Raw genomic sequence first — 23930 nt, 5'->3', positions numbered from 1 at the left:
CGCGGCAAAAGCCTCGCGATCAGGGCTGTGTTCCGGGGATCTGCCATGAGGGCGGCACATGCATCCGGGCGACGGGAACCGGATCGAAATGTAAGATACCGCGTTCTACGACTAGCGGGTCCGCTCCAACCCGCGTCAGTTACGGACCGCAGCTCAGGGTTTCCAGGCCAGAAAGTTCGCGATGATCCTGAGGCCGGTGGCAGCACTTTTCTCGGGGTGGAACTGGGTCCCGAAAATATTGTCGCGCCCGACAATCGCGGTCACCTCGCCTGCGTAATCCACCCAGGCGATGCGGTTTTCGGCCGAGGCCGTGCGAAACTGCCAGGAATGGACGAAATAGGCATGATCGCCACTTTTCACACCTGACAGAACCGGATGCGGTCGGTCGATCTGCAGATCGTTCCAGCCCATATGCGGGACTTTCAGGGCGGGATCGGCCGGCGAAATCCGCCCGACCTCGCCCCGGATCCAGTCAAATCCGGGCGTGTCGCCATGTTCGAACCCGCGCGAGGCCAGCATCTGCATGCCGATGCAAATGCCAAAGAACGGCCGTGCCCGGGTGATCACCGCCTCTTCAATCGCTTCGAACAGCCCGTCTTTTGCGGCGAGCGCCCTGCGGCAGGACGGGAAAGCCCCGTCGCCCGGCAAGACGATACGCGACGCGCGCAGCACATCCTCGGGCCGCGATGACACGATGATATCGCCGGCCCCGGTCTCATCGGCCATGCGCTGAAACGCCTTGGCGGCGGAATGGAGGTTGCCGCTGTCGTAATCCACCAGAACGGTCAGGGTCATAGGGGCGCTCCCGTGGTCAAAGGGCGCAAACCGGAGTTTTGAAAAACTCCGGCCAAATTTCTTGCAAGAAATTTGCGGCGCTCACAGGGCACCCGTGTCACAGGGCACCCTTGGTCGAAGGAAGGACACCCGCCATGCGCGGATCCGGCTCCACTGCCTCGCGCAGCGCACGCGCGACCGCCTTGAAACTGGCTTCGGCGATGTGGTGGCTGTTGATGCCATGGAGACGGTCGACATGCAGCGTGATGCCGCCATGGGTCGACAGCGCCTGGAAGAATTCGCGCACAAGCTCGGTGTCGAAGGTGCCGATCTTCTGGCTGGGGAAATCGACATTCCACACCAGGAAAGGCCGCGCCGACAGATCGAGCGCCGCCGCCACCTGGGTGTCATCCATTGCAAGCCGGAAATGGCCGTAGCGCCGGATCCCTTTTTTGTCGCCGAGCGCCTTTACCAGAGCCTGGCCAAGCGCGATTCCGGTATCTTCGACCGTGTGATGATCATCGACATGCAGATCGCCCTCGGCCCGCACCGTGATGTCGATCAGCGAATGACGCGCCAGCTGGTCGAGCATATGGTCAAAGAACCCCACTCCGGTCCGGCAATCATAGCGACCGGTGCCGTCGAGGTTGATCTCGACCTCGATCCCGGTTTCCGCCGTCTTGCGGCTTATAGTGGCCTTGCGCATCTCATCTGCCTCCCGCGGTCTTTGCGGCAGGGAATAGTCGCCCCTCACCTGCGCGGCAAGGGTGTGAAATGCAAAAGGGCGCCACGAAGGCGCCCTTTGCTTTTCCGAATTGGAGCGGGCGAGGCGATTCGAACGCCCGACCCTAACCTTGGCAAGGTTATGCTCTACCCCTGAGCTACGCCCGCACCGTTTCGGTGAACGGGGATTTAGGCGAAGCGCCCGGCCACCGCAAGAGGAAAATATCCGCATATCCTCCTCTTGAGAAAAATACTCGCGGGGGAGACGGCAGCCCCCCGTCAGGCTCACTCCAATTCGATCAGCAGATCCTTGGCTTCGATCTGTGCGCCTGCGCTGACATGGACCGCTTTCACCGTGGCCTCGCGGTCGGCGTGAAGCCCGGTTTCCATCTTCATCGCCTCGATCGTCAGCAGGAGATCCCCTGCCCTGACCTTCTGCCCCGAAGTCACCGCGACGCTCGCGACCGAGCCCGGCATCGGCGCGCCGATATGGGCCTGGTTGCCATCGACTGCCTTGGGGCGCGCCGCTGTCTTGGCCTTCACTGCGCGGTTCGGCACCCGGATCGTGCGGGGCTGGCCGTTCAGTTCAAAAAAGACCTTCACCTCGCCCGCATCATCCACCTCGCCCAGCGTCAGGAAACGGATTTCCAGCGTCTTGCCCGGATCGATCTCGACCGCGATTTCTTCGCCGGGCTCCATCCCGTAGAAAAACGCCCGCGTCGGCAGGGTGCGCACCGGGCCATAAACCCGGTGGCGGCTCATATAGTCGAGGAAGACCTTCGGATACATCAGATAGCCGTTCAGATCCTCGTCATCGATCTTCAGGCCACCAAGCTCGGCCGAGACCTTTGCGCGGGTCTCTTCCATATCCACCGGCGGCAGATGCGCGCCGGGACGTTCGGTCAGAGGTTTCTCGCCTTTCAGCACCTTTTTCAGAATGCCCTGCGGCCAGCCCTGGTAGGGCTGCCCCAGATTGCCCCTGAGCATATCGACAACCGAATCGGGGAAAGCCACATCGGTGCCCGGATCCTCGACCTGGGCGCGGGTCAGGCCCTGGGCCACCATCATCAGCGCCATATCCCCGACCACTTTGGACGACGGCGTCACCTTGACGATATCGCCGAACATCTGGTTCGCATCGGCATAGGATTGCGCAACCTCGGGCCAGCGGTCTTCCAGACCAAGCGAACGCGCCTGGGCCTTGAGATTGGTGAACTGGCCTCCGGGCATCTCATGCAGCCAGACCTCGGAGGCAGGCGCCGCAGTGCCCGATTCAAACGCGGCATATTGCGCCCGGACATGTTCCCAGTAATTCGACATCTCGCGCACGGCACCGATATCAAGCCCGGTGTCACGCTCGGTATGGCGCAGGGCCTCGACGATGGAGCCGAGGCAGGGCTGCGAGGTGCCACCTGAAAATGCATCCATCGCCGCGTCAATCGCATCGACGCCTGCATCACAGGCCGCGAGCACCGTCGCCGCCGAGGCGCCGGACGTGTCATGGGTGTGGAAATGCACCGGCAGGCCGATCTCCTGCTTGAGCGTTCTGATCAGCACCCTTGCGGCGGCAGGCTTCAGAAGCCCCGCCATATCCTTCAGCCCCAGCACATGCGCACCGGCGGCTTTCAGCTCTCCCGCGCGCTCGACATAGTATTTCAGATCATATTTCGAGCGATCCGGGTCGAGCATGTCGCCGGTATAGCAGATCGTGCCTTCGCAGATCTTGTTCGCCTCCAGCACCGCATCCATGGCAACGCGCATGTTTTCAACCCAGTTCAGGCTGTCGAACACGCGGAAGACATCCACCCCGGTCTCGGCGGCCTGTTTCACGAAGGACTGGACAACATTATCCGGATAATTCGTGTAACCGACCCCGTTCGAGGCGCGTAGCAGCATCTGCGTCATCAGGTTCGGCATCGCGGCGCGCAGATCGCGCAGCCTCTGCCAGGGGCATTCCTGCAGGAAGCGGTAGGCCACATCAAAGGTCGCCCCCCCCCAGCATTCAACCGAGAAGAGCTGCGGCAGATTGGCGGCATAGGCGGGTGCCGCCTTGATCATGTCGATCGAGCGCATCCGCGTCGCCAGGAGCGACTGGTGACCATCGCGCATCGTGGTGTCGGTCAGCAGCACCTGGGTCTGCGCCTTCATCCAGTCAGCGACCGCCTGCGGACCCTTTTGCTCCAGCAGGTTGCGGGTGCCGTAAGCGGGCTGACCCTCGCGCGCAACCGGCGCTTTCGGTGCCTTGGCCTCCGCCGGCTTCGGGCGGCCATTGGTCTCGGGGTGACCATTGACCGAGATATCGGCAAGATAGGTCAGGATCTTGGTTGCCCGGTCCTGACGCTTTTTGAAGCTGAACAGATCCGGCGTCGTGTCGATGAACTTCGTCGTATAAGAGCTGTCGAGGAAGGTCGGGTGCTTCAGCAGATTGATGACGAATTCGATATTCGTCGCAAGGCCCCGGATGCGGAATTCGCGCAATGCCCGGTCCATGCGGTGCAGCGCCTTTTCCGGCGTCTGGGCATGGGCCGTGACCTTGACGAGCAGGCTGTCATAATAGCGCGTGATCACGCCGCCGGCATAGGCGGTGCCGCCATCCAGCCGGATCCCGTTGCCGGTGGCCGAGCGATAAGCCGTCAGCCGGCCGTAATCGGGGATGAAATTGTTCAGCGGATCTTCGGTCGTCACCCGGCATTGCAGCGCATGGCCGTTCAGCCTGACCTCGGCCTGGCTTGCGACCCCGGTCGCCTCGGGCAGCGATTTGCCCTCTTCGATCAGGATCTGCGCCTGGACGATATCAATGCCGGTCACTTCTTCGGTAACGGTATGTTCGACCTGGACGCGGGGATTCACCTCGATGAAGTAAAATTCCTGGCTGTCCATATCCATCAGGAATTCGACGGTGCCGGCGCATTCGTAATTGACGTGTTTACAGATGCGGCGCGCCATTTCGCAGACCGCCTCGCGCTGTTCCTGGCTGAGGTAAGGCGCGGGCGCGCGCTCCACCACCTTCTGGTTGCGCCGCTGCACGGTGCAGTCACGCTCCCACAGATGCCAGACATTGCCCTGTTTATCGCCGAGGATCTGCACCTCGACATGGCGCGCGCGCAGGATCATCTTCTCCAGATAGCCCTCGCCATTGCCGAAAGCGGCCTCGGCCTCGCGCCGGCCCTCCAGCACCTTGGCCTCAAGCTCGTCTTCCGAATTGATCGGGCGCATCCCCCGCCCGCCGCCGCCCCAGGAGGCTTTCAGCATCAAAGGATAGCCGACTTCTTTCGCCTGTTTGCGGATGACGGCCATGTCATCGCCCAGCACCTCGGTCGCCGGAATGACCGGCACACCGGCCTCAATCGCCACCTTGCGGGCCGAGGCCTTGTCGCCAAGCGCGCGCATGGTTTCCGCGCGCGGCCCGATAAAGGTGATCCCCGCCGCATCGCAGGCCTCGACGAAATCCGGGTTCTCGGACAGCAGCCCATATCCCGGATGGATCGCATCCGCCCCCGAGAGCCGCGCCACCCGGATGATCTCCGGGATCGAGAGATAGGCGCCGACCGGGCTCATCCCCTTGCCGATCTGATAGGCTTCATCGGCCTTGAACCGGTGCAGCGAGAGCTTGTCCTCTTCGGCATAGACCGCCACGGTCTTCTTGCCCATCTCATTGGCGGCACGCATCGCGCGGATGGCGATTTCACCACGATTGGCGATAAGGATTTTCCGAAATTCGGGCATGGCAGACCTCCCCGGGACTGTTTCTTTGGGGCGCACTCTATGGGCGCTGCACTGCGGCGCAAGGCCGCAGCGCAGAAAACCTGCAAATTTTGCGAAATATGCAGGCACAGTTTGCAGTTGCAAATCTGTTACCGACCGGACACCGCTGGCCCGGCTGCGCGCCCCGGGCGGAAATGCTGTGAATGTCAGAAACGTTCGGGAATTTGCCCCGCCGGGTCCGGCGATTCCGGCCGTATTCCAGCGAATATTCAGGGGCTGTCTTTGGTACGGATGCACCAGCGGCAAAAGCAAAAACGCGATCCAGGCATATTCGCACAGCTTTCCAACCCGGCTGCCCGGACCGCTGCAGCACCATTCCGGCTGAAAAACCGCAGCTGGATCGTGCCATCGGCAAGTCGCTTTGCCCGGTGGAGGTCGCGCCGGATTTTCCCGATCAGAAACAGCATTCCGAAAATGGCCGCAATCACAATCGGGCGAATGATCAATGCCGACATAGTCCCGAACATATCCCCACATCTGATGCGGTCAGGCTTGCCACTCGGGGCGGCAGCTTTATGGAACATGCAGGCAATTGGACCCCGCCACGGAACGGGTCGCGCAAAAAGCGTTGATTTGCCGGGCAAGCCGGAACATTCCTTGAACATCCGAAACACGCAGGCTAAATCTGACCTTATGGACCCCTGGGATGATCACGAAGCCTTCGAGGCAGCAGCAGCCCCTGTCCCGCTTTCGCAGCGGGCGCTCGCGGCACGTCCGAAACCTTATCTCGACGGGCTGAACCCGGCGCAGCTTGAGGCCGTGCTGACGCTGGACGGGCCGGTCCTGATGCTTGCGGGCGCGGGCACCGGCAAGACCAAGGCGCTGACGGCGCGGATCGTGCATCTGATGCGCGAGGGGCGTGCACGCAGCAATGAGATCCTTGCGGTCACCTTTACCAATAAAGCCGCGCGCGAGATGAAATCCCGCGTCGAGGCGATGAACCAATCTGAAAGCGGCATGCCCTGGATGGGGACATTCCACTCGCTCAGCGTGAAAATCCTGCGCCGCCATGCCGAACTCGCCGGGCTGAAGCCGAGCTTTACCATTCTCGACACTGATGACCAGCTCAGGCTTTTGAAACAGCTGATCCAGGCTGCGAATATGGATGACAAGCGCTGGCCGCCCCGGATGCTGGCCGGGCTGATCGACACCTGGAAGAACCGCGCCTGGACCCCGGACAAGGTGCCCTCATCGGAAGCCGGTGCCTATGACAATAAAGGCACCGAACTTTACGCCCAGTATCAGGAGCGGCTGCGCACCCTGAACGCCTGCGATTTCGGCGATCTGCTCTTGCATTGCGTGACCATCTTCCGCGCGCATCCCGATGTTCTGGCGCAGTATCAGCGCTGGTTTAAATATATCCTCGTCGATGAATATCAGGATACCAATGTCTGCCAGTACCTCTGGCTCAGGCTGCTGGCGCAGGGCCATCAGAATATCTGCTGTGTCGGCGATGACGATCAGTCGATCTATGGCTGGCGCGGTGCCGAGGTCGGCAATATCCTGAAATTTGAAAAGGATTTCCCCGGCGCCAAGGTGATCCGGCTGGAACAGAATTACCGCTCTACCCCGCATATCCTGGCGGCGGCCTCGGCGGTGATCCGGGGCAATGCCAACCGGCTTGGCAAGACGCTCTGGACCGAAGCCGAAGAAGGCGAGAAGGTCCGCCTCACCGGCTATTGGGATGGCGAGGAAGAGGCGCGTGCGATCGGCGAAGAGATCGAAGCACTGGCCAGGGGAACACGCGGCCATCTGCCGGTCGGGCTGAATTCCCAGGCGATCCTTGTGCGGGCCTCGCATCAGATGCGCGCCTTCGAGGATCGGTTCCTCACCATCGGCCTGCCCTATCGCGTGATCGGCGGCCCGCGCTTTTACGAGCGCCAGGAGATCCGCGATGCGATGGCCTATTTCCGCCTCGCGGTCTCGCCCGAGGATGATCTGGCGTTTGAACGCGTGGTCAACCTGCCGAAACGCGGGCTGGGCGACAAGGCGACGGCATCCATCCGGGCCGAGGCGCGGCGGATCGGCATGAGCCAGCATGAGGGCGCCCGCAGCCTCGTCTCGACCGGCGGCATTGGCGGCAAGGGTGCGGGGCAGCTGCGGCAATTCATTGAAGGCATCGACCGCTGGCATGAGGCGGTCTTGACCACGCGGCCCGACACCGCCGATCAGGTGATCGAGCCACTCATGCCCGATACGCCACCCGCAAGCGTCTCGGGCCATGTGCGGCTTGCCGAGATTATTCTGGAGGAATCCGGCTATATCTCGATGTGGCAGAATGCCGAAAAGGATAAGAACCCGGATGCCGAGGGGCGGCTGGAGAACCTCAAGGAACTGGTGAAGGCGCTGGAACAGTTCGACAGCCTTCAGGGCTTTTTGGAACATGTCGCGCTGGTGATGGAGAATGACAGCGAAGAGGCCGCCGAGAAGGTCTCGATCATGACGCTGCACGGGGCCAAGGGGCTGGAATTCCCGGCGGTCTTCCTGCCCGGATGGGAAGAAGGGCTGTTTCCCAGTCAGCGCAGCATGGACGAATCGGGTCAGAAAGGCATCGAGGAGGAACGCCGCCTCGCCTATGTCGGCATCACCCGGGCCGAGGAACTGTGCTATATCTCCTTCGCCTCCAACCGCCGGGTCTACGGGCAATGGCAAAGCCAGATGGCCTCGCGCTTTGTCGATGAACTGCCGGTCGCGGATGTGGATGTGCTGACACCGCCCGGGCTGATGGGCGGGGGCTACGGCGCGGCTGCGAGCGGGGGGTTTGCCGGGGATTTTGGCGGCGGGGGCTTTGGCTCGGATATCGAGGCCCGGGCGACCAAAGCCGATGTCTATAACTCGCCCGGCTGGCGCCGGCTGCAAAGCAATGCCGGCCCGCGCCCGGCCACGCCACGCCGCCAGGTGACGATCGATCTGGAGGCTCTTTCCGGTTTTTCAGTGGGCGACAGGGTGTTCAATCAGAAATTCGGCTATGGCAGAATTCTCGATATGGAAGCCGATACATTTGAAGTCGATTTCGAAAAAGCCGGCGTGAAACATGTGAAAGCCGGCTTCGTGACCGCCGCCAGCAAGGATGATGAAATTCCCTTCTGATCTGAAGACCCATCAGGGGGAGCAACCGGAATTTTCCAAAATTCCGGTCCGATTTCTTTGAAGAAATCGGCGCTTACCTCTGGCGGGCGGCGTGCAGTCGTTCGAGGCCGAAAATGGCAATGCCGGCCATCAGCCCCCAGAATGCTGCTCCGATCCCGAAAGCTGTCATGCCAGACGCACTTACCGCAAGCGTCAGCGTGGCCGAAAAACGCTGATCGGGTGCGGCACAGGCGGTCGCCAATGCGCCGGTCAGAGGCCCGAGCAGGGCCAGCGCCACAAGCGTCACCATCACCGCAGCCGGCAGCGCTGTAAGCAGCATCAGGATCATCGGGCTGAACAGGCCAAGACAGATCCAGATCGCCGCATAGACGATCCCCACCTTCCAGCGCCGCGCCGGATCGGAATGCACATCCGGCCCCATACAGATCGCAGCTGTGATCGCTGCCATCGTCACACTATGGGCCCCGAACAGCCCGGCAAGCGCCGAGAGCCCGCCTGTCACCCCAAGCGCGGGTGAAACCGGCGGCTCGTATCCGGACGCCCGCATCGTCGCAAACCCTGGCAGGTTCTGTGAGGCCATATTCACCAGATAGAGCGGCACCGCGAGCCCGATCAACACCCCGGGAGAGAATTCCGGCGAGACGAAAACAAGGCCCGGCAGGTGGAAGGTCAGATCCGGCCAGGCCGCCGCTCCGGTGATGACTGTCGCGCCGAGGCCCGCGAGCAAAGCCGCCAGCACCGCCATCGGCGCATTGAAAAGCCGCACCAGCGCAAAGACCGCAACCATCGGCAGCACAAGACCCGGGCTCTCGCCCGCGACCCTTGCCCCTGCCATGGAAAAAGGCAGCAACACCCCGGCCAGCATCGCCCCCGCAATTCCGTCCGGGATCGCCCGGATCAACCGCCCCAGCGGCCCGATCACCCCGGTCAGCGCCACCAGAAGGCCCGCGACGATAAAGGCACCTGCCGCCTCGGCCATGTTCACGCCGGCACTGGCCGCGATCAGCGCCGCGCCGGGCGTCGACCAGGCCAGCACCGCCGGTACCCGATAGCGCCAGGACAAAAAGGCCGAACCCGCCGCCTTTGCAAGACAGAGTGCCAGGATCCAGCTGGTGGTTTGCGCCGGGCTCGCCCCCACCGCAGCCGCAGCTGAAAGCACGATTGCGATGCTGGATCCAAAGCCGATCAGCGCGGCGACAAGGGCTGCGGGAAACATCGCTCAGCCCCGCACGGCGCGGAGGCGCATCGCGAGGGTCAAAACCGGCGCGGACAAAGGCAGAGACAACACGGAGGGGCTCGCTTTCCGTTCAGGATCAGACCGTTGTTAGCAATCGGCCGGCCTCGCAGCAAGCGGGCTCTCCGCCTGGCCGGACGGCCGCCGCCCGTGGCAGGATCAGCGCGACAGAATGCCAGAGGCCGATCCGGCACAGCAGTTTCGCGAAAACCCCCATTTCATCCGGCTATGGCGCCGGGCGAGCGCCGGACAAGTCACCCCGGAGCCTGCCCTGACGCGCGCGGCGCCACCTCGTCAAAGAAGGTCCAGGTATTGGTGAAACCGGGCCGTGAGACGCCCAGCTCTGCCCGGCTCTGGTCGTTGCGCGAAAAGACCGAATGGCTGTGCTTCACCCGCAAAAGCAGTTCTTCGAGGATCAGCCCCGCCACCGGTTCGGCCGCCGCATAGCTCAGCGCCAGCGCATTGGTGTTGAGCAAAAGGTCCGTGCCGCCAAGGCTGTAGCGATCCATGCCGCGAAAGCCATTCTTTGTTTGCGCCTCGGAACCGGGATAGACCGCATTGGTCTCATGCCCCTCAATGGCGCGCTCGCCCTCATAAATCTTCATCATATTGGCGTAGAAATAGCCGATGCCGCCGATCAGGCGCTGCGCCTCGTTCCGGCCGTGATCGAGGAAGGTCTGCAGGCTCGAGATCAGCCAGCGCGTGCTGAGCTCCGCCGCGAGGTTCTTCCCCTCCTCACGCCAGATGCGATGGAAGAGATCACGGGCCTTGTCGGTCAGCTGGGTATCGCGGCGCAGGTACGAGATCGTCAGGCCCAGCGTCCAGGCCAGTTCGCTGCGGCCGCGGAAATGATAGCGCAGAATATCGGCCTGGTCGCGCATATCACTGCGGCTGACCTGGGGCATTTCGGCGTCAGCGGGCATCTGTCTTGCGCCAAGCGCGGCAAGGTCAGCGTCGGGGCCTGGCAGGATATCGGCGACCTGCTCCGGCGCGCCCACCCGCTCTGCCGCCCGGCGGGCAAGGGCAGAAAGCCCGGGCACATCCGGCTGCGGCGCGGGCGGCCAGGCCGGTTCCCCTCCCCCGGGTGCCCCGGCGCGATCTGCCGCAAGCAGCCGGTCTTTATAGACCGGAAGGAGCCTCGAATTGTCGGCAAAACGGTTGAGCCGTTCCAGCCGCGCCAGTGTCTCTGCAGGCAGCGACAGATTTTGCACCATCGCCGAACAGTCAAACCCCTGCGGCAACGCCTGGAACCCGGCATGGGATAAGAGCCGTGTCACCCCATGATCCGGCGCGCGGCGATAGTCTTCGATGAACACCGTCCCGGGAAATGTCTCTTCCAGTTTTGCCGTCAGATCCTCCCAGCGGAAATCCGTGACCGCCGCCGAGAAATCCTCAAAACGCGAGAATTTGGCCTGATAGCGCAGATGCTGGGCATAGCAGCTGCGCAGCCATTCCTTTTCCTCGCGGCGGAAAAAGACGAAAACCGGCCGGTGGCGCGCAAAAATCCGCGACATGATGCGGATGTTTTTCACCAGTGTCGGATAGACCTGCGTGGTATTGGTGCGCCCAAACAGATCGCCGGCGAAATCCTCTTGCGAAAGAATGGTGACCGGGCCCGGGCTTTTGCCGATCTCATGGTCAAGCCGGGTCAGAAGCCCCCTGGCCGCATCGAAATCTTTGGCGGCCAGAGCCTTTCCGGCCTGCGATGGCAGCGGACCGGCAAGGGTGGAAATCCCGGCTGACAGCAAAAGCGCGGTATTCTGACACAGCATATTCTGGATCGCCGTGGATCCGGTCTTATGCGGGCCAAGATGGACAATCAGCGAGGATTGCGCGGGAAGGACGGACAAAACTGGCACGATACTCACAACTGGAGCGGAACTGGTTACAGGGGGCACAAAAGACAGAACGGGTCAGACAGGACCGACATTGGCGGGAAACAACCGCCCTGGCCGGACAATACAGGTCTTCAAAACACAGATCTTCTGCGAATCGCAAAAGATTAACAAAAGATTAACCTACCCCGCTGAAAGCCGTGACTCCTCTTTGCGGCCCTGGTTAATTCCCCACCATCCTGGCCACAGACCGCGCAACCCCGGACCACTTGCGATGTTCCCGAAACAATGAGCTTATCCGCCCAGGGCGAGGAGGAAGCGCATGGACCAGGATTTCATCATCATCGGCGGCGGGATCGCGGGGATCTCGCTTGCGGCCAGGCTGGCCCCGGCCGGGCGGATGCTGCTTCTCGAGGCCGAGGATCAGCTGGCGCATCACGCCTCGGGCCGCTCGGCCGCGCTTTATGAGCCGCATTACGGCCCGCCGGCAGTGGTGGCGCTGTCGAAAGCCTCGGAGCCGCATTTTCGCGCGACGGCGGATATTTTAAGCCCGCGCGGTCTTCTTCTGGTTGCAGGCACCGGCGAGGAAGACGCGTTCAAAGCCGAGGCGCAGGCCATGGAGATGACGCAGATCCCGCCGGATGAGGCGAGAGCGATGGTGCCGATCCTGAGGCCAGACCGCATCACCCTCGCGGCGCATTCCACGTCCGCAGAGGATATCGATACCGATCTGCTCCTGCAGAATTTCGTCCGTGAGGCCCGGATGGCGGGAGCTCAGATCCGGGTCAAAGCGCGGGTGACCGGGATCCGGCGCGAGGGCAGCGGCTGGCATGTCACCTGGCAGGGCGGCGAGGCGCGGGCACAGGTGCTGATCAATGCCGCCGGCGCCTGGGTCGATGACGTCTCGGCCCTGGCGGGGCTTTCGCCGCTCGGGTTCAGGCCGCTGCGCCGTTCCATGGCGCGGATCCCGGCACCTCTGGGGGTGGATGTGGCCCGCTGGCCGATGGTCTTCGGCCCGGAAGAGACCTGGTACATGAAGCCCGATGCCGGCGCACTGATCGTCTCGCCGGCCGAAGAAGACCCGGTCGATGCGCCGCATGACGCCTGGGCCGATGATATGGTGCTGGCCGAGGGGCTTGCACGCTATGAGGATTGCGTGACCGAGCCGGTGACGCGGCTCCTCGCTAGCTGGGCGGGGCTGCGGACCTTTTCGCCCGACCGTCAGCCCGTGATCGGCTTTGCGCCAGGGCAGGCGGGGTTCTTCTGGCTGGCGGGCCAGGGCGGCTATGGCTTCCAGACCTGCCCGGCGGCGAGCCAGCTCGCGGCCGCGCTGATCCTTGGGCAAAGTCCGGAACTTGCGCCCGACCTGGTCGCCGCGCTCGCCCCCGCGCGCTTCGGGTAAAGAAGTCCCACCCAGGGGCAAAATGACCCCGTGACAGCCCGGCCCGGATCGGCGACGATCCGCGCCATGACCCGTATCCTGATCGCACTCGCCCTGAGCCTGACCCTTGCCGCCTGTGGTGGCGTCGGGTCCAGAGACCGCCCCGCCGCGCGGCCTTCCACCCCAATCGCGTCCAATGTTGTGACCGCGCCGAATTTCGGTGATGCAAAGCCGGTGACCGGCTGGGGCGGCAAACCCCCACAGGGTTATGCCGTGCACGGGATCGACGTCGCGCGCTACCAGACCGAGATCGACTGGGCGACCGCCCGCGCCAATGGCGTCAATTTCGCCTTCATCAAGGCGACCGAGGGCGGCGACCGGGTCGATCCGATGTTCGAAGAGCACTGGCGCGGCGCAGGTCGGGCCGGCGTCCGGCGTGGCGCCTATCATTTCTTCTACCATTGCCGTTCGGCCGAAGAGCAGGCGCGCTGGTTCATCCGCCATGTGCCAAAAGTGGCAGGCGGCTTGCCCCCCGTCCTCGATATGGAATGGACCCCTTTCTCGCCGACCTGCACCATCCGTCGCGAGGCCTCCGTGATCCGCGAAGACGCGCGCATCTTCATCGATATCCTGACCCGGCATTACGGCCAGAAACCGATCCTCTACACCTCGATCGATTTCTTCGAAGACAATCAGATGTGGAAAGTGACCGGGGCCGATTTCTGGCTGCGCGCGGTCGCGAAACATCCGCAGGACCTCTATGACGGGCAGCACTGGCTGTTCTGGCAATATACCTCGACCGGGCTGGTTCCAGGGGTCAAAGGCGAAGTCGACATCAATGTCTATGAGGGCAATCCCATCCAGTGGAACGCCTGGCTGGCCGCGCGCGCACCCTAACCGGAGACAAGCGGGGGCCAGCCCCCGCACCCCCGGGATATTTATGGACAGATGAAAAAACCTGCCCCTCAACAAAAGGGCAGGTTTTTTCGTTTTCATCTGTCTGAAAATATCCCGGGGTCCGGGGCAGAGCCCCGGACGCTGGCCACAGCTCAGCCGTCGATGCGAATGCGGGTATTGGCCGGATCATGCGGGCTGTCTTCGACAACAACCGCATCCCATTCTTTCAACAGCATCTTAACCTTCAGCTTCGTGCCGATCTCGGCCAGGTCGGGACGGACATAGCCCATGCCGATCTGCTTGCCGAATACCACTGACCAGCCGCCCGAGGTCAGGCGCCCGATTTTCTCGCCATTCAGAAGCAGCGCTTCCTTGCCCCAGGGATCGGTATCCGATGGGCCATCGATCAGCACAGTCACGCATTTCGCGCGCACGCCTGTGTCAAGCATCGCCTGTTTGCCGCGGAAATCTTTCTCAAGATCGACAAAGCGGTCGAGCGCTGCTTCCAGTGGCGTTGCGTCGCGGCCCAGTTCGGTGCCGAAAGCGCGATAGGACTTCTCCTGGCGCAGCCAGTTTTGCGCGCGGGCGCCGACCGGGGTCAATCCGTGCTTCTCGCCTGCTTTCAGCAGCAGATCCCAGAGGTAGCGGCCGAATTCGATCGGGTAATGCAGCTCCCAGCCGAGCTCGCCCGTATAGGCCACCCGGATCGCGCGGACCGGGCACATACCGAGCTCGATGTCGCGATACGAGAGCCAGGGGAAGCGTTTGTTCGAAAGCACGGTTTCCGGGTTTGCGTCTTTGACGATCTCATTGAGGATCGCGCGCGAGGTCGGGCCGGCCAGTGCGAAGACACCCCATTGCGTGGTGATGTCATGGATGTCGATATGCCCGCCGCCGGCTGCGATGAAGTCTTCCGCCGCTTTGTGCAGGAAGTCGGCATCATAGGCGGTCCAGGCCCCGGCCGAGATCAGGTAGTATTCATCCTCGGCCAGACGCACGATGGTATATTCGGTGCGGGTGGTGCCGGCGTCAGTGAGCGCATAGGTCAGATTGATGCGACCGACCTTGGGCAGCTTGTTGCAGGTGAAATGGTCGAGGAAGGCCGTCGCGCCCGGGCCGCGCACAAGATGCTTGGTAAAGGCAGAGGCGTCGATGATGCCGCAGGTCTCGCGCACGGATTTCGCTTCGCGCTCGGCAAATTCCCACCAGGCGCCGCGGCGGAAGCTGCGGGAATCATGGTCGAATGTCGGCGACGCATCGAGCGGGCCGTAATAGTTCGGACGTTCCCAGCCATTGACCTGACCCATCTGCGCGCCAAGCGCGAGCTGGCGGTCATAGGCGGGCGCGGTGCGCAGCGGGCGGGCCGCTTCGCGTTCCTCATCCGGGTGGTGGAGGATGAAGACATGCTCATAGCATTCCTCATTCTTCTTCACCGCATATTCCGTGGTCATCCAGGCCCCGTAGCGCTTGGGATCAAGCGACGCCATGTCGATCTCGGCCTCGCCCTGCACCATCATCTGGGCGAGGTAATAGCCGGTGCCGCCAGCGGCGGTGATGCCAAAGCTGAACCCTTCCGCCAGCCACATATTGCGCAGGCCCGGCGCCGGGCCGACCAGCGGGTTGCCATCGGGCGTATAGCAGATCGGGCCGTTGAAATCATCTTTCAGACCAACGACTTCCGACGAGGGCAACCGGTGGATCATCGACATATATTCTTCCTCGATCCGCTCCAGATCCAGCGGGAAGAGGTCGGCGCGGAAGCTGTCGGGCACGCCGTAGGGGAAGCGTGCGGGCGCGCCGCGCTCATAGGGGCCAAGGATCCAGCCGCCGCGTTCTTCGCGGACATACCATTTCGCATCGGCATCGCGCAGCACCGGGTGCTCGGGGTTTCCGGCGGCGCGATATGCGACCAGCGCCGGGTCGGGCTCGGTCACGATGAACTGATGCTCGACCGGGATCGCGGGGATCTTGATGCCGAGCAGTTTCGCGGTGCGCTGCGAATGGTTGCCGGTCGCGGTCACGACATGTTCGGCATGGATCTCGAACTTCTCTTCGGTCGGCACCAGGTTGCCACCGACATCGGCCATGCGGGTGACCGAAACGATCCATTCCGAACCCGTCCAGCGATAGCCGTCGACCTGGATCTTGCGCTCAATCGTCACACCCAGCTGGCGCGCGCCCTTGGCCATGGCCTGGGTCACATCGGCGGGGTTGATATAGCCGTCCTGCGGGTGGAAGAGCGCGCCTTTCAGATCATCGGTCCGCAGGAGCGGCCAGCGCTCTTTCATCTGCGAAGGCGTCAGGAATTCATGGTAGACGCCTGCGGTCTCGGCGACCGAGGAATAGAGCATATATTCGTCCATCCGGTCATCGGTCTGCGCCATGCGCAGGTTGCCACAGATGGAAAAGCCCGCATTGAGGCCGGTTTCAGCCTCCAGCCCCTTATAGAAATCGACCGAGTATTTATGGATATGGGTGGTCGCATAGCCCATGTTGAACAAAGGCAGCAGGCCGGCCGCGTGCCAGGTCGAACCGGAGGTCAGCTCGTCGCGTTCGACCAGCATCGTCTCCCAGCCCGCCTTTTGCAGGTGATAGGCAATCGAAGTGCCAACGGCACCGCCGCCAACGACGAGGGCTTTGACATGGGTTTTCATCTGGGCTTCTCCGGCGGGATGATCTTGGCGGAATGTGGTGGGTCATTACTGCCAGAGCGGCAGAAGACGGGGCTGCACCGCACGACCCATAGCGTCAAAAAGCGACATTGGCGCAGTTCGCGGGAGTGCTGGCCGCCCCTTTGCGGGGGCCCTGTGCAGGCCTCGCGTAATTGCGTAGCCCGCGCGCGCAGGCGGCACGATGACATAGGCGCCCCGGACGGTGATTGATCCGCCGGCCGGGCCGTCCCTGCGCACGGCCTTCGCAACCAAAGGCGCGGGCCCGGGCCAGGCTGGCCGGCGGCGGCAGGCGCTATTCTGCCCGGGGCGCCGCCGCGCCACAGGTCTTGCGACCGCCGACCTTCTTGCAGTCATCCTGCAAACCACTGCCCTTGCCGCCGGTCCTGAAACTGCTGCGGCCAGGATCATTTTTTGCGACACCCCGCCGGATCGCCACCGTCTCTTTCGGTGCAGCAGCCATTGCCACACCCGGATCGGCCTCAGCCACAACAGGCCCGGCTTCGCTCAGCCCGGCCCGGAGCGCCTCGCGCGCTGCGGTAAGGCGGGCATAATCCGTGCTGAACCCCGCGCCGGCCTCTTCCAGCACAGCCCGCTGGGCGTCGGACATGCCCGCAACCAGCACGGCGAGGCGCTTTTTGCCGTCCTTCACCTCGCCCATGCCCGCAATTGGCGCCGCCAGGCGAGCATTCATCGCCTCGACATTCAGCGTGGCGAAAAAGCTCAGCAGGGTCTCGTCCGAGATCCGTTTCGGCGCCGAGACGCGCAGCACGATCTGCCCGTCAATCCCTGCGCGCAACACGCGGGCCGGGATCTGCGGCGCCAGCTGCGCCTCGCGGATCTCAAGCCCCGCGATGTTCATCAAGGGCTGATTGCCGATCTGGCCAAAGGGGGCGCGGTTCTGGTCCAGCAGGCTTACGCCAACGGGCGTTGCAAACAGCGTGTCGGGATAGCGCACCAGTTCCGCGACCAGGACACCGTCGGGTGTATCCCAGGCCGCGCTGGCCTGCTCGACACCCGCGCCGCTGTCCTCGATCGCGGCATCTTTCAGCAAGGCCTGGCGGCGCGCGTCCAGCCCCCAGACCGCAAGCGCCTTGCCATCTGCCCTGGATACTGTCCGGCGGGTCCAGCCCTCTGGTGCCTCAGGGAACATATCGGCCAGCGCCGTCACGCCGCCGCCGGGCAGATGCGATAAATCGGCACTGCCAGGGCCCGAGGCCCAGGCAAGGACGTATTGATCAAAGGTGACCTGATCGCGCCCCTCATCCAGATTGGCCTGATTGGTCTTCTGAAAGCCGACCCACAGCCAGGCAGTCAGGGCCGCCGCCGGCAGGATGATGCCGATCAATATATTGCTAAAACGCATTCCACACCTGCAGAGCCGTCGGGCACCATGCCGTCCGGGCACCGGGGTATTGCAGAAATCGGGCAGGTCTCGGGCAATGCCGCGGCAGTTTTCAGCCGGATGCAGCGCTTTCCTGCGGGCGCTGACGCCCTCAGCCCTGCCGGGATGCGGGCCTGATCCGGGTCATAAGCCCCGAGACCAGCCCCGCCAGCGCGAAGATTCCTGCCGCCGCGACAATGACCGAAGGCCCTGCCGGCGTGTCCTGCCAGAGCGAGAGCTGCAGCCCCAGAAAGACCGAAACCACGCCAAACCCCACCGCCAGCACCGCCATCGCCTCGGGTCCGCGCGCCAGCCAGCGCGCGCTTGCCGCCGGGATGATCAGCATGGCCGCAATCAAAAGCGCGCCGACCAGCTTCAGCGCCACCGCAACCACCACCGCCAGCGCCACGACCAGCACCAGCCGTTCCCGCGCGGGGTTAAGGCCCGAAGCATGGGCGAGATCCTCGTTCAGCGTCGTGGTCAGAAGCGCCTGCCAGCGCCAGGCGATCAGCGCCGCCACAAGCCCTGCGCCGATCCATATCCAGGCCAGGTCGCCAGTGCCGACCGCGAGGATATCACCGAAAAGCCAGGAGGACAGATCGCTGCGCACGGTCGGGAAATAGCTGACCGCCACCAGACCAAAGGCCAGCGCAGAATGCGACAGCACGCCCAGCACCGTATCCATTGCCCAGCCCCTGACCGCCAGCGCCGCCACCGTCACCGCCATCGCAAGCGCCACGACCAGGGTGCCCAGGCTCACCGGCAGATCAACCGCCAGCGCCAGCGCCACGCCAAGGATCGCGGCATGTGCGGTCGCATCGCCGAAATAGGCCATGCGCCGCCAGATGACGAAACAGCCAAGCGGGCCGGTCGCAAGCGAAAGCCCTGCCCCCGCAAGCGTCGCGCGGGTTACCAGATCGTCAAACATGCGGGGCGTTTCCGTGATGATGGTGGTGATGGTCGTGATCATGGCCGCAGTGATGATCCTGCGGTCCGTTATGATCATGATCGTGTTCATGGCGATAGAGCGCCAGCGCGCCATGGGTGTCCATGCCGAAAAGCGCGCGATATTCCGGCGCGGTCGAGACCACCTGTGGCGTGCCCTGGCAACAGATATGACCGTTGAGGCAGATCACCCGGTCGCTTGCCGCCATGACGACATGCAGATCATGGCTGACCATCAGGACAGCAGCACCGGTCCCGGCCCGCACCTCCTCGATCAGCCGGTAAAAGGCGGCCTCGCCCGGCTGGTCAAGGCCCTGGGTCGGCTCATCCAGAATAAGAAGCTGCGGGGCCGACAGCAGCGCGCGGGCCAGGAGCGCGCGCTGCATCTGCCCGCCCGACAGCGCAGCCATCTGCAAGCCCCCCTTGCCTTCCAGCCCGACCTGGGCCAGCGCGGCTTCGGCGCGCACATCGGTCACGCGCCTGGGCAGCGACAGAAAACGGCGCAGGCTCAGCGGCATGGTCCGCTCAATCACCAGCCGCTGCGGCACATAGCCGATCCGGAGCCCAGGCGCGCGGGTGATACTGCCCTTGCTCAGCGGCAGAATGCCCAGAAGCGCGCGCAGGAGCGTCGATTTCCCCGAGCCGTTCGGGCCAAGAATGGTGACGATCTCGCCAGGCTCGATGCCAAGCGAAATATCATGCAGCACCTCATCACCACCAAAGCGGATGCAGATGCCTGTCGCGCTGAGCAGGCTGCCGGTGCTCACGCCGCCTGCTCCTGGCAGCTGGGGCAAAGGCCGAGCGCCTCGACGGTCGAGCGTTCAACGCGAAAGCCAAGGAGGCCGGCCGCAGCGTCCAGCGCCTCGCGCACCGCCGCTGCCGGGGCCTCGGCCACGGTGTTGCAGATGCGGCAGATCAGGAAAGCGGGCGCATGGGCCTCACCGGGATGCATACAGGCGGTAAATGCGTTCAGCCGCCGCACCCGATGGGCAAGCCCTTGTTCAACAAGGAATTCCAGCGCCCGGTACGCCACCGGCGGCTGGTTGCCATAGCCCTCGGCCGCGAGACGCTTGAGCACATCATAGGCCCCCATGGCGCGATGTTCCTCCAGCAGGATCTCCAGCACCCGCCGCCGTACCGGCGTCAGCCGCGCCCCATTAAGGGCCACCAGCCCATCGGCGCGTTCCAGCACATCCTGGGCGCAATGGGCATGATCATGGCGGGCAAAGGCCGCAGCCGGCTCCTGGCAGGCCGGACAATCCGTAGCGTGATCATGTGCCATATTGGCCCCTTGACGTGTTATGGTATTACATACATAGATCATGCGCCTCTCAAGCGGAAGACCTGTCTCATGCGTTATATCATATCGAACACCCTTTCCAGCGCCGCCATCCTGCTTGGCAGCGCCGCTCTCCTTCCTGCGGCCTTTGCCACCGCCGCCTTTGCCGAAGTGCCGAAAGTGGTGACCGATATCCCGCCGGTCCACTCGCTGGTCGCAGCGGTGATGGGGGATCTCGGCCAGCCCGATCTCCTGCTGGAACCCGGCGCATCCGAACATCATTTCCAGCTGCGCCCGTCCCAGGCGCGCGCGCTTTCGGCGGCGGATCTGGTGGTACTGATCGGGCCGGAGCTGACGCCCTGGATTGAACAGCCGCTCGCGCTGCGGCCGTCCGGCGCAGCGGTGCTCGGCCTCCTTGCGACAAAGGGCACGCATCTGCAGGATTATGCCAAAGACGGCGATGCAGAGGAGCATGACCACGACCACGGACATGATCATGCGCACGATCATGATCATGATCACAACCATGAAGACGGTCATGACCATGGCGAGGCCGCGGGCGACGGCCATGATCATGACCATGATCATTCCCATGAGGGAACCGACCCCCACGCCTGGCTCGACCCGGCCAATGGCAAGCTCTGGCTCGGGGTGATCGCAGCTGAACTGGGTCGGCTGGATCCGGAGAACGCAGCAATTTATCAGGCCAATGCCACCGCCGCCGCAGAGAAAATCACGGCCGCCGATACCGAGGCGCAGGCGCTGCTCGCTCCGATCAAAAACCAGCCTTTCGTAGGCTTTCATGACGCCTGGGGCTATTTCACCGCGCATTACGGGCTCAGCTCTGCAGGATCGATTTCGCCGGGGGATGCCAGCACGCCGGGCGCGAAACACCTTACCGAACTGCGCGCGAAAGTCGCCGCCGGAGAGGTGGTCTGCCTTTTCCCCGAGGCCGGACAGGACCCGGCTCTGGCGGAACGGGTGGCGGAAAACACCGGTGTCCGGATCGGCGCCGCGCTTGACCCCGTGGGGACCGCGATGGAACCGGGACCGGAGCTCTATACGCTGCTGCTGACCTCGACCGCCCGGCATCTCGCCGAATGCCTGTCGGCAGGCCCTGTCGCGCAACCCTGATCAGAGGCTCTGAATGTGGCGTGCCCCCGGGTGTATCGGGCTGATCATCGGCGGCGGCATCACAAATCAGCTGTTCGCGAGGAAAGAGGCGCCGCAACCAGGATGACCCGCGCAGCAGCCGCATCGGCTGCCCGCCGGAACCGGGTCGCTGCAGCAGGCGGCGGCCCGGTTTCTCTATAAGAAACCGGGCGCAAGGATGCGCCCGGCTTTCCTGTGGTCAGCCAGTCACCAGACCTGCGGCGCGGAACAGCCCCAGCACATCCGTCTCGGGGCGTGCGCCGAAATGGCCAATCACCTCGGCAGCGGCGACGCAGCCCATCCGGCCAGACACTTCGAGCGAGGCCCCGGTCGCGAGACCATAAAGGAAGCCCGCCGCGAACTGATCCCCTGCCCCGGTCGCATCGACCGGCACCACGCGGGTGACCGGCACCACCACCTGCTCATCGCCGCGGATCAGGATCACTTCGGAGCCAGAGCGCGTGCAGACCACCAGCCCGGCATCCTGCGCCGCCTGTTCCAGCGCCGATGACAGATCGGTCTCGTAAAGCGAGGCCCATTCATGCTCATTACCGATGACGTAATCGAGATCTTTCACCAGCTTGCGGAAACTGTCGCGGTGACGGTCGACGCAGAACGGGTCCGAAAGTGCGATCCCGGCCTTGCCGCCGCCCTGACGGGTCAGCTTCGCCGCGCGTTCAAACGCCGCCTTGCCCTTGTCCTTGTCGTAAAGATAGCCCTCAAGGAACAGGATCCCGGCGCCACCGGCGACCGAATCCGACACATCCTCCGGCCCCAGTTCGGACGAGACCCCGAGATAGGTGTTCATCGAACGCTCGCCATCGGGCGAGACAAAGATCATCGAGCGCGATGTCGGAAGCTCTGCGCCCGGCACCGGCGGGTTTACGAAATCGGTGCCCTCATCCGCCATGCTTTGCGCGTAAAAGCGACCAAGGCCATCATCGCTGACCCGGCCGATAAAGCCGGTCGAAAGGCCAAGGCTGCCAAGGCCCGCGATGGTATTCGCGACCGAGCCGCCCGGCGCCTCGCGACGATTGTCCATCGCATCATAGAGAAACTCGCCCCGCTCGCGCTCGACCAGCTGCATGATGCCCTTTTCGATGCCGGTGCGCGTCAGAAAGCTGTCATCCGCAGTGGAGAGCACATCCACGATGGCATTTCCGATGCCCACGACCTGGTATTTCTTCATGTCTTCTCCTCGAAAAGGCACCAGTCTCTGATCGGGCAGATGCCGCATTTGGGGTTTCGCGCGACGCAGATATACCGCCCATGCAGGATCAGCCAGTGATGCGCGTGTTGCTGGAATTCGGCGGGAACATTGTCTTCGATGGCGCGCTCAACGGCGGTCTCGTCGCGGCCCGGACAGATGCCGCTGCGGTTGCCGATGCGGAAAATATGGGTGTCGACGGCCTGGGCCGGGATGCGGAACCACATATTCAGCACGACATTGGCGGTTTTCCTGCCGACCCCGGGCAGCGTCACGAGGGCTGCGCGCGAGGACGGCACTTCGCCGCCATATTCGTCAATCAGCCGCTGGCTGAGCCTGATGACGTTTTTCGCCTTATTGCGATAAAGGCCGATGGTCCTGATATGCTCGATCAGGCGCTCCTCGCCAAGCGCGAGCATCTTTTCCGGCGTATCGGCGATCTGAAACAGCTCGCGCGTCGCGCGATTCACGCCCTTATCGGTGGCCTGAGCCGACAACGCCACCGCCACCAGCAGCGTGAAGGCGTTGGTGTGGTCAAGCTCGCCCTTCGGTTCGGCTTCGGTTTCCCGAAAGCGGGTGAAGACGGCGTGCATCGCGTTGTAATCGAGCTGGCGTATCATGGCAGCGCTTTGCCATGGCGGGAGGGCGGGAAACAAGCGTTTTGCGCCAATTGCAGCGGGTTTGTCCTCTGGCCCGTGGCGGACACCTCCGGAGCGGGCGCCCGGACCAGCGGAAAACAATCCCTCACGCCTTTTGCTCGGAAAGCCGTAAACATGGGCCGATCGGCACAGAGCCGCGCATGGGACAGGTCAGCGTCACCCCACTGTCACCGATCCTTTCCAGGTGATATAGGATAGGGCAAGCCCGGCCTTTTGCGGGCCAAACCTCTGTCAGACAAGAGCAGCACCATGACCAGGATTTCCATTCTACTTGCTTCGGTATGCGTCATCGCCCTGACGGGCTGCGTCGATCCGAATGCCTATCCCGACAATCCCAATGCCCGCACCCAACAAGGCGCGATCATGGGCGGTCTGGTCGGCGCGGCAGCGGGCGCCAGCTCGGGCGGCAAGGGCAGCCTTGGCAAGGCGGCCGTGGGCGGCGTGATCGGCGCCATCGCGGGCGGCGCCATCGGGGCGACGCTGGATCAGCAGGCGGCCGAGCTGCGCTCGCAGATGTCGCCGGGCGTCAATGTCACCAATCATGGCGATTACCTGCTGGTGAACATGCCGCAGGATCTGCTGTTCGCAACCGACAGCGCCACGCTTTCGGGCTCGCTGCAGGGCGATCTGCGCGCCGTGGCACAAAGCCTGACGCGCTATCCGAACAGCCAGGTCCAGATCATCGGCCATACCGATTCGACCGGGGCTGCCGCCTATAACCTCGACCTGTCGCAGCGCCGCGCCAATTCGGTTGCGACCGTTTTGCGCAACAATGGCGTACCAGCGGGCCGGATCTCGGCAATTGGCCGGGGCGAAGATGTGCCGGTGGCCTCGAACCAGACCGCCGACGGTCGCGCCAAGAACCGCCGCGTCGAAATCTATATCCGCCCGACCAACTGAGCCGGCGGAAAGAATGCAGAAGGGCCGGGATTACCC

Annotated in this window: 18 protein-coding genes and 1 tRNA gene; 5 read left to right on the top strand and 14 right to left on the bottom strand. The window is 63.6% G+C overall.

Annotated elements, in window-relative coordinates:
- Nucleotides 1-153: 153 nt before the first annotated feature.
- From hisH to M3484_RS11770, 5 genes are all read right to left on the bottom strand, one after another.
- Nucleotides 154-795 carry an imidazole glycerol phosphate synthase subunit HisH gene (gene hisH / locus M3484_RS11790; RefSeq protein WP_092898458.1) on the bottom strand — a complete coding sequence of 214 codons (642 nt, stop codon included), beginning with the start codon at nucleotides 793-795 and terminating at the stop codon, nucleotides 154-156.
- A 97-nt stretch (nucleotides 796-892) separates the two neighbouring features.
- Nucleotides 893-1480, bottom strand: a complete 588-nt coding sequence (gene hisB / locus M3484_RS11785) for an imidazoleglycerol-phosphate dehydratase HisB (protein WP_249497014.1) — start codon at nucleotides 1478-1480, stop codon at nucleotides 893-895.
- Nucleotides 1481-1590: 110 nt separating this feature from the next.
- Nucleotides 1591-1665 (bottom strand) — tRNA-Gly (locus tag M3484_RS11780).
- Nucleotides 1666-1782: 117 nt separating this feature from the next.
- Complete coding sequence (locus tag M3484_RS11775; RefSeq protein WP_249497013.1) at nucleotides 1783-5223, bottom strand: pyruvate carboxylase; 3441 nt, start codon at nucleotides 5221-5223, stop codon at nucleotides 1783-1785.
- A gap of 248 nt (nucleotides 5224-5471) precedes the next feature.
- Nucleotides 5472-5717: a hypothetical protein gene (locus tag M3484_RS11770; RefSeq protein WP_249497012.1), complete on the bottom strand. Its 246-nt coding sequence runs from the start codon at nucleotides 5715-5717 to the stop codon at nucleotides 5472-5474.
- Nucleotides 5718-5859: 142 nt separating this feature from the next.
- On the opposite strand from M3484_RS11770, the gene M3484_RS11765 reads away from it, so the two are divergent.
- Nucleotides 5860-8352 (top strand): ATP-dependent helicase, encoded by a 2493-nt coding sequence (locus M3484_RS11765; protein WP_249497011.1) that lies wholly within the window; start codon nucleotides 5860-5862, stop codon nucleotides 8350-8352.
- Between the two features lie 73 nt (nucleotides 8353-8425).
- Here the strand turns inward: M3484_RS11765 and M3484_RS11760 are convergent, their stop codons facing one another.
- Together M3484_RS11760 and M3484_RS11755 are read right to left on the bottom strand one after the other, a co-directional pair.
- The gene (locus M3484_RS11760) at nucleotides 8426-9568 is read right to left on the bottom strand and encodes a benzoate/H(+) symporter BenE family transporter (protein WP_249497010.1); all 1143 of its coding nucleotides are present in this window, start codon (nucleotides 9566-9568) and stop codon (nucleotides 8426-8428) included.
- A gap of 272 nt (nucleotides 9569-9840) precedes the next feature.
- Complete coding sequence (locus M3484_RS11755) at nucleotides 9841-11445, bottom strand: hypothetical protein (protein WP_249497009.1); 1605 nt, start codon at nucleotides 11443-11445, stop codon at nucleotides 9841-9843.
- Nucleotides 11446-11743: 298 nt separating this feature from the next.
- Here M3484_RS11755 and M3484_RS11750 point away from each other — a divergent pair, with 298 nt between their 5' ends.
- Both M3484_RS11750 and M3484_RS11745 read left to right on the top strand, forming a co-directional pair.
- Complete coding sequence (locus M3484_RS11750) at nucleotides 11744-12823, top strand: NAD(P)/FAD-dependent oxidoreductase (protein WP_249497008.1); 1080 nt, start codon at nucleotides 11744-11746, stop codon at nucleotides 12821-12823.
- 30 nt (nucleotides 12824-12853) lie between these two features.
- Nucleotides 12854-13699: a glycoside hydrolase family 25 protein gene (locus tag M3484_RS11745; RefSeq protein WP_249497007.1), complete on the top strand. Its 846-nt coding sequence runs from the start codon at nucleotides 12854-12856 to the stop codon at nucleotides 13697-13699.
- 152 nt (nucleotides 13700-13851) lie between these two features.
- Here the strand turns inward: M3484_RS11745 and M3484_RS11740 are convergent, their stop codons facing one another.
- From M3484_RS11740 to M3484_RS11720, 5 genes are all read right to left on the bottom strand, one after another.
- Nucleotides 13852-16353 carry a GcvT family protein gene (locus M3484_RS11740; RefSeq protein WP_249497006.1) on the bottom strand — a complete coding sequence of 834 codons (2502 nt, stop codon included), beginning with the start codon at nucleotides 16351-16353 and terminating at the stop codon, nucleotides 13852-13854.
- 310 nt (nucleotides 16354-16663) lie between these two features.
- Nucleotides 16664-17734 (bottom strand): hypothetical protein, encoded by a 1071-nt coding sequence (locus tag M3484_RS11735; RefSeq protein WP_249497005.1) that lies wholly within the window; start codon nucleotides 17732-17734, stop codon nucleotides 16664-16666.
- Nucleotides 17735-17864: 130 nt separating this feature from the next.
- Nucleotides 17865-18680, bottom strand: a complete 816-nt coding sequence (locus M3484_RS11730; protein WP_249497134.1) for a metal ABC transporter permease — start codon at nucleotides 18678-18680, stop codon at nucleotides 17865-17867.
- Nucleotides 18673-19464, bottom strand: a complete 792-nt coding sequence (locus M3484_RS11725; RefSeq protein WP_249497004.1) for an ATP-binding cassette domain-containing protein — start codon at nucleotides 19462-19464, stop codon at nucleotides 18673-18675. Before M3484_RS11725 ends, M3484_RS11730 begins: the two co-directional genes overlap by 8 nt.
- Nucleotides 19461-19979, bottom strand: a complete 519-nt coding sequence (locus M3484_RS11720) for a transcriptional repressor (protein ID WP_249497003.1) — start codon at nucleotides 19977-19979, stop codon at nucleotides 19461-19463. Before M3484_RS11720 ends, M3484_RS11725 begins: the two co-directional genes overlap by 4 nt.
- 69 nt (nucleotides 19980-20048) lie before the next feature.
- Between M3484_RS11720 and M3484_RS11715 the strand changes: the two genes are divergently transcribed.
- Nucleotides 20049-21110, top strand: a complete 1062-nt coding sequence (locus M3484_RS11715; protein ID WP_249497002.1) for a zinc ABC transporter substrate-binding protein — start codon at nucleotides 20049-20051, stop codon at nucleotides 21108-21110.
- Between the two features lie 217 nt (nucleotides 21111-21327).
- On the opposite strand, the gene M3484_RS11710 is transcribed toward M3484_RS11715, so the two are convergent.
- On the bottom strand, nucleotides 21328-22317 hold the full coding sequence (locus tag M3484_RS11710) for an adenosine kinase (RefSeq protein WP_249497001.1): 990 nt from the start codon (nucleotides 22315-22317) through the stop codon (nucleotides 21328-21330).
- Entirely contained in the window at nucleotides 22314-22928 is a 615-nt protein-coding gene (gene nth / locus M3484_RS11705; protein ID WP_249497133.1) for an endonuclease III, read from the bottom strand. Before nth ends, M3484_RS11710 begins: the two co-directional genes overlap by 4 nt.
- 315 nt (nucleotides 22929-23243) lie before the next feature.
- Here nth and M3484_RS11700 point away from each other — a divergent pair, with 315 nt between their 5' ends.
- Nucleotides 23244-23894, top strand: a complete 651-nt coding sequence (locus tag M3484_RS11700; RefSeq protein ID WP_092898490.1) for a YiaD family glycine zipper/OmpA-like lipoprotein — start codon at nucleotides 23244-23246, stop codon at nucleotides 23892-23894.
- Nucleotides 23895-23930: the final 36 nt, after the last annotated feature.

This window comes from Pseudomonas sp. GX19020 (genome assembly GCF_023371075.1).
Lineage (GTDB): Bacteria > Pseudomonadota > Alphaproteobacteria > Rhodobacterales > Rhodobacteraceae > Pseudogemmobacter.
Note: the sequence above shows the minus strand (reverse complement) of the source record. Positions and strands in the feature narration are given on the sequence as shown.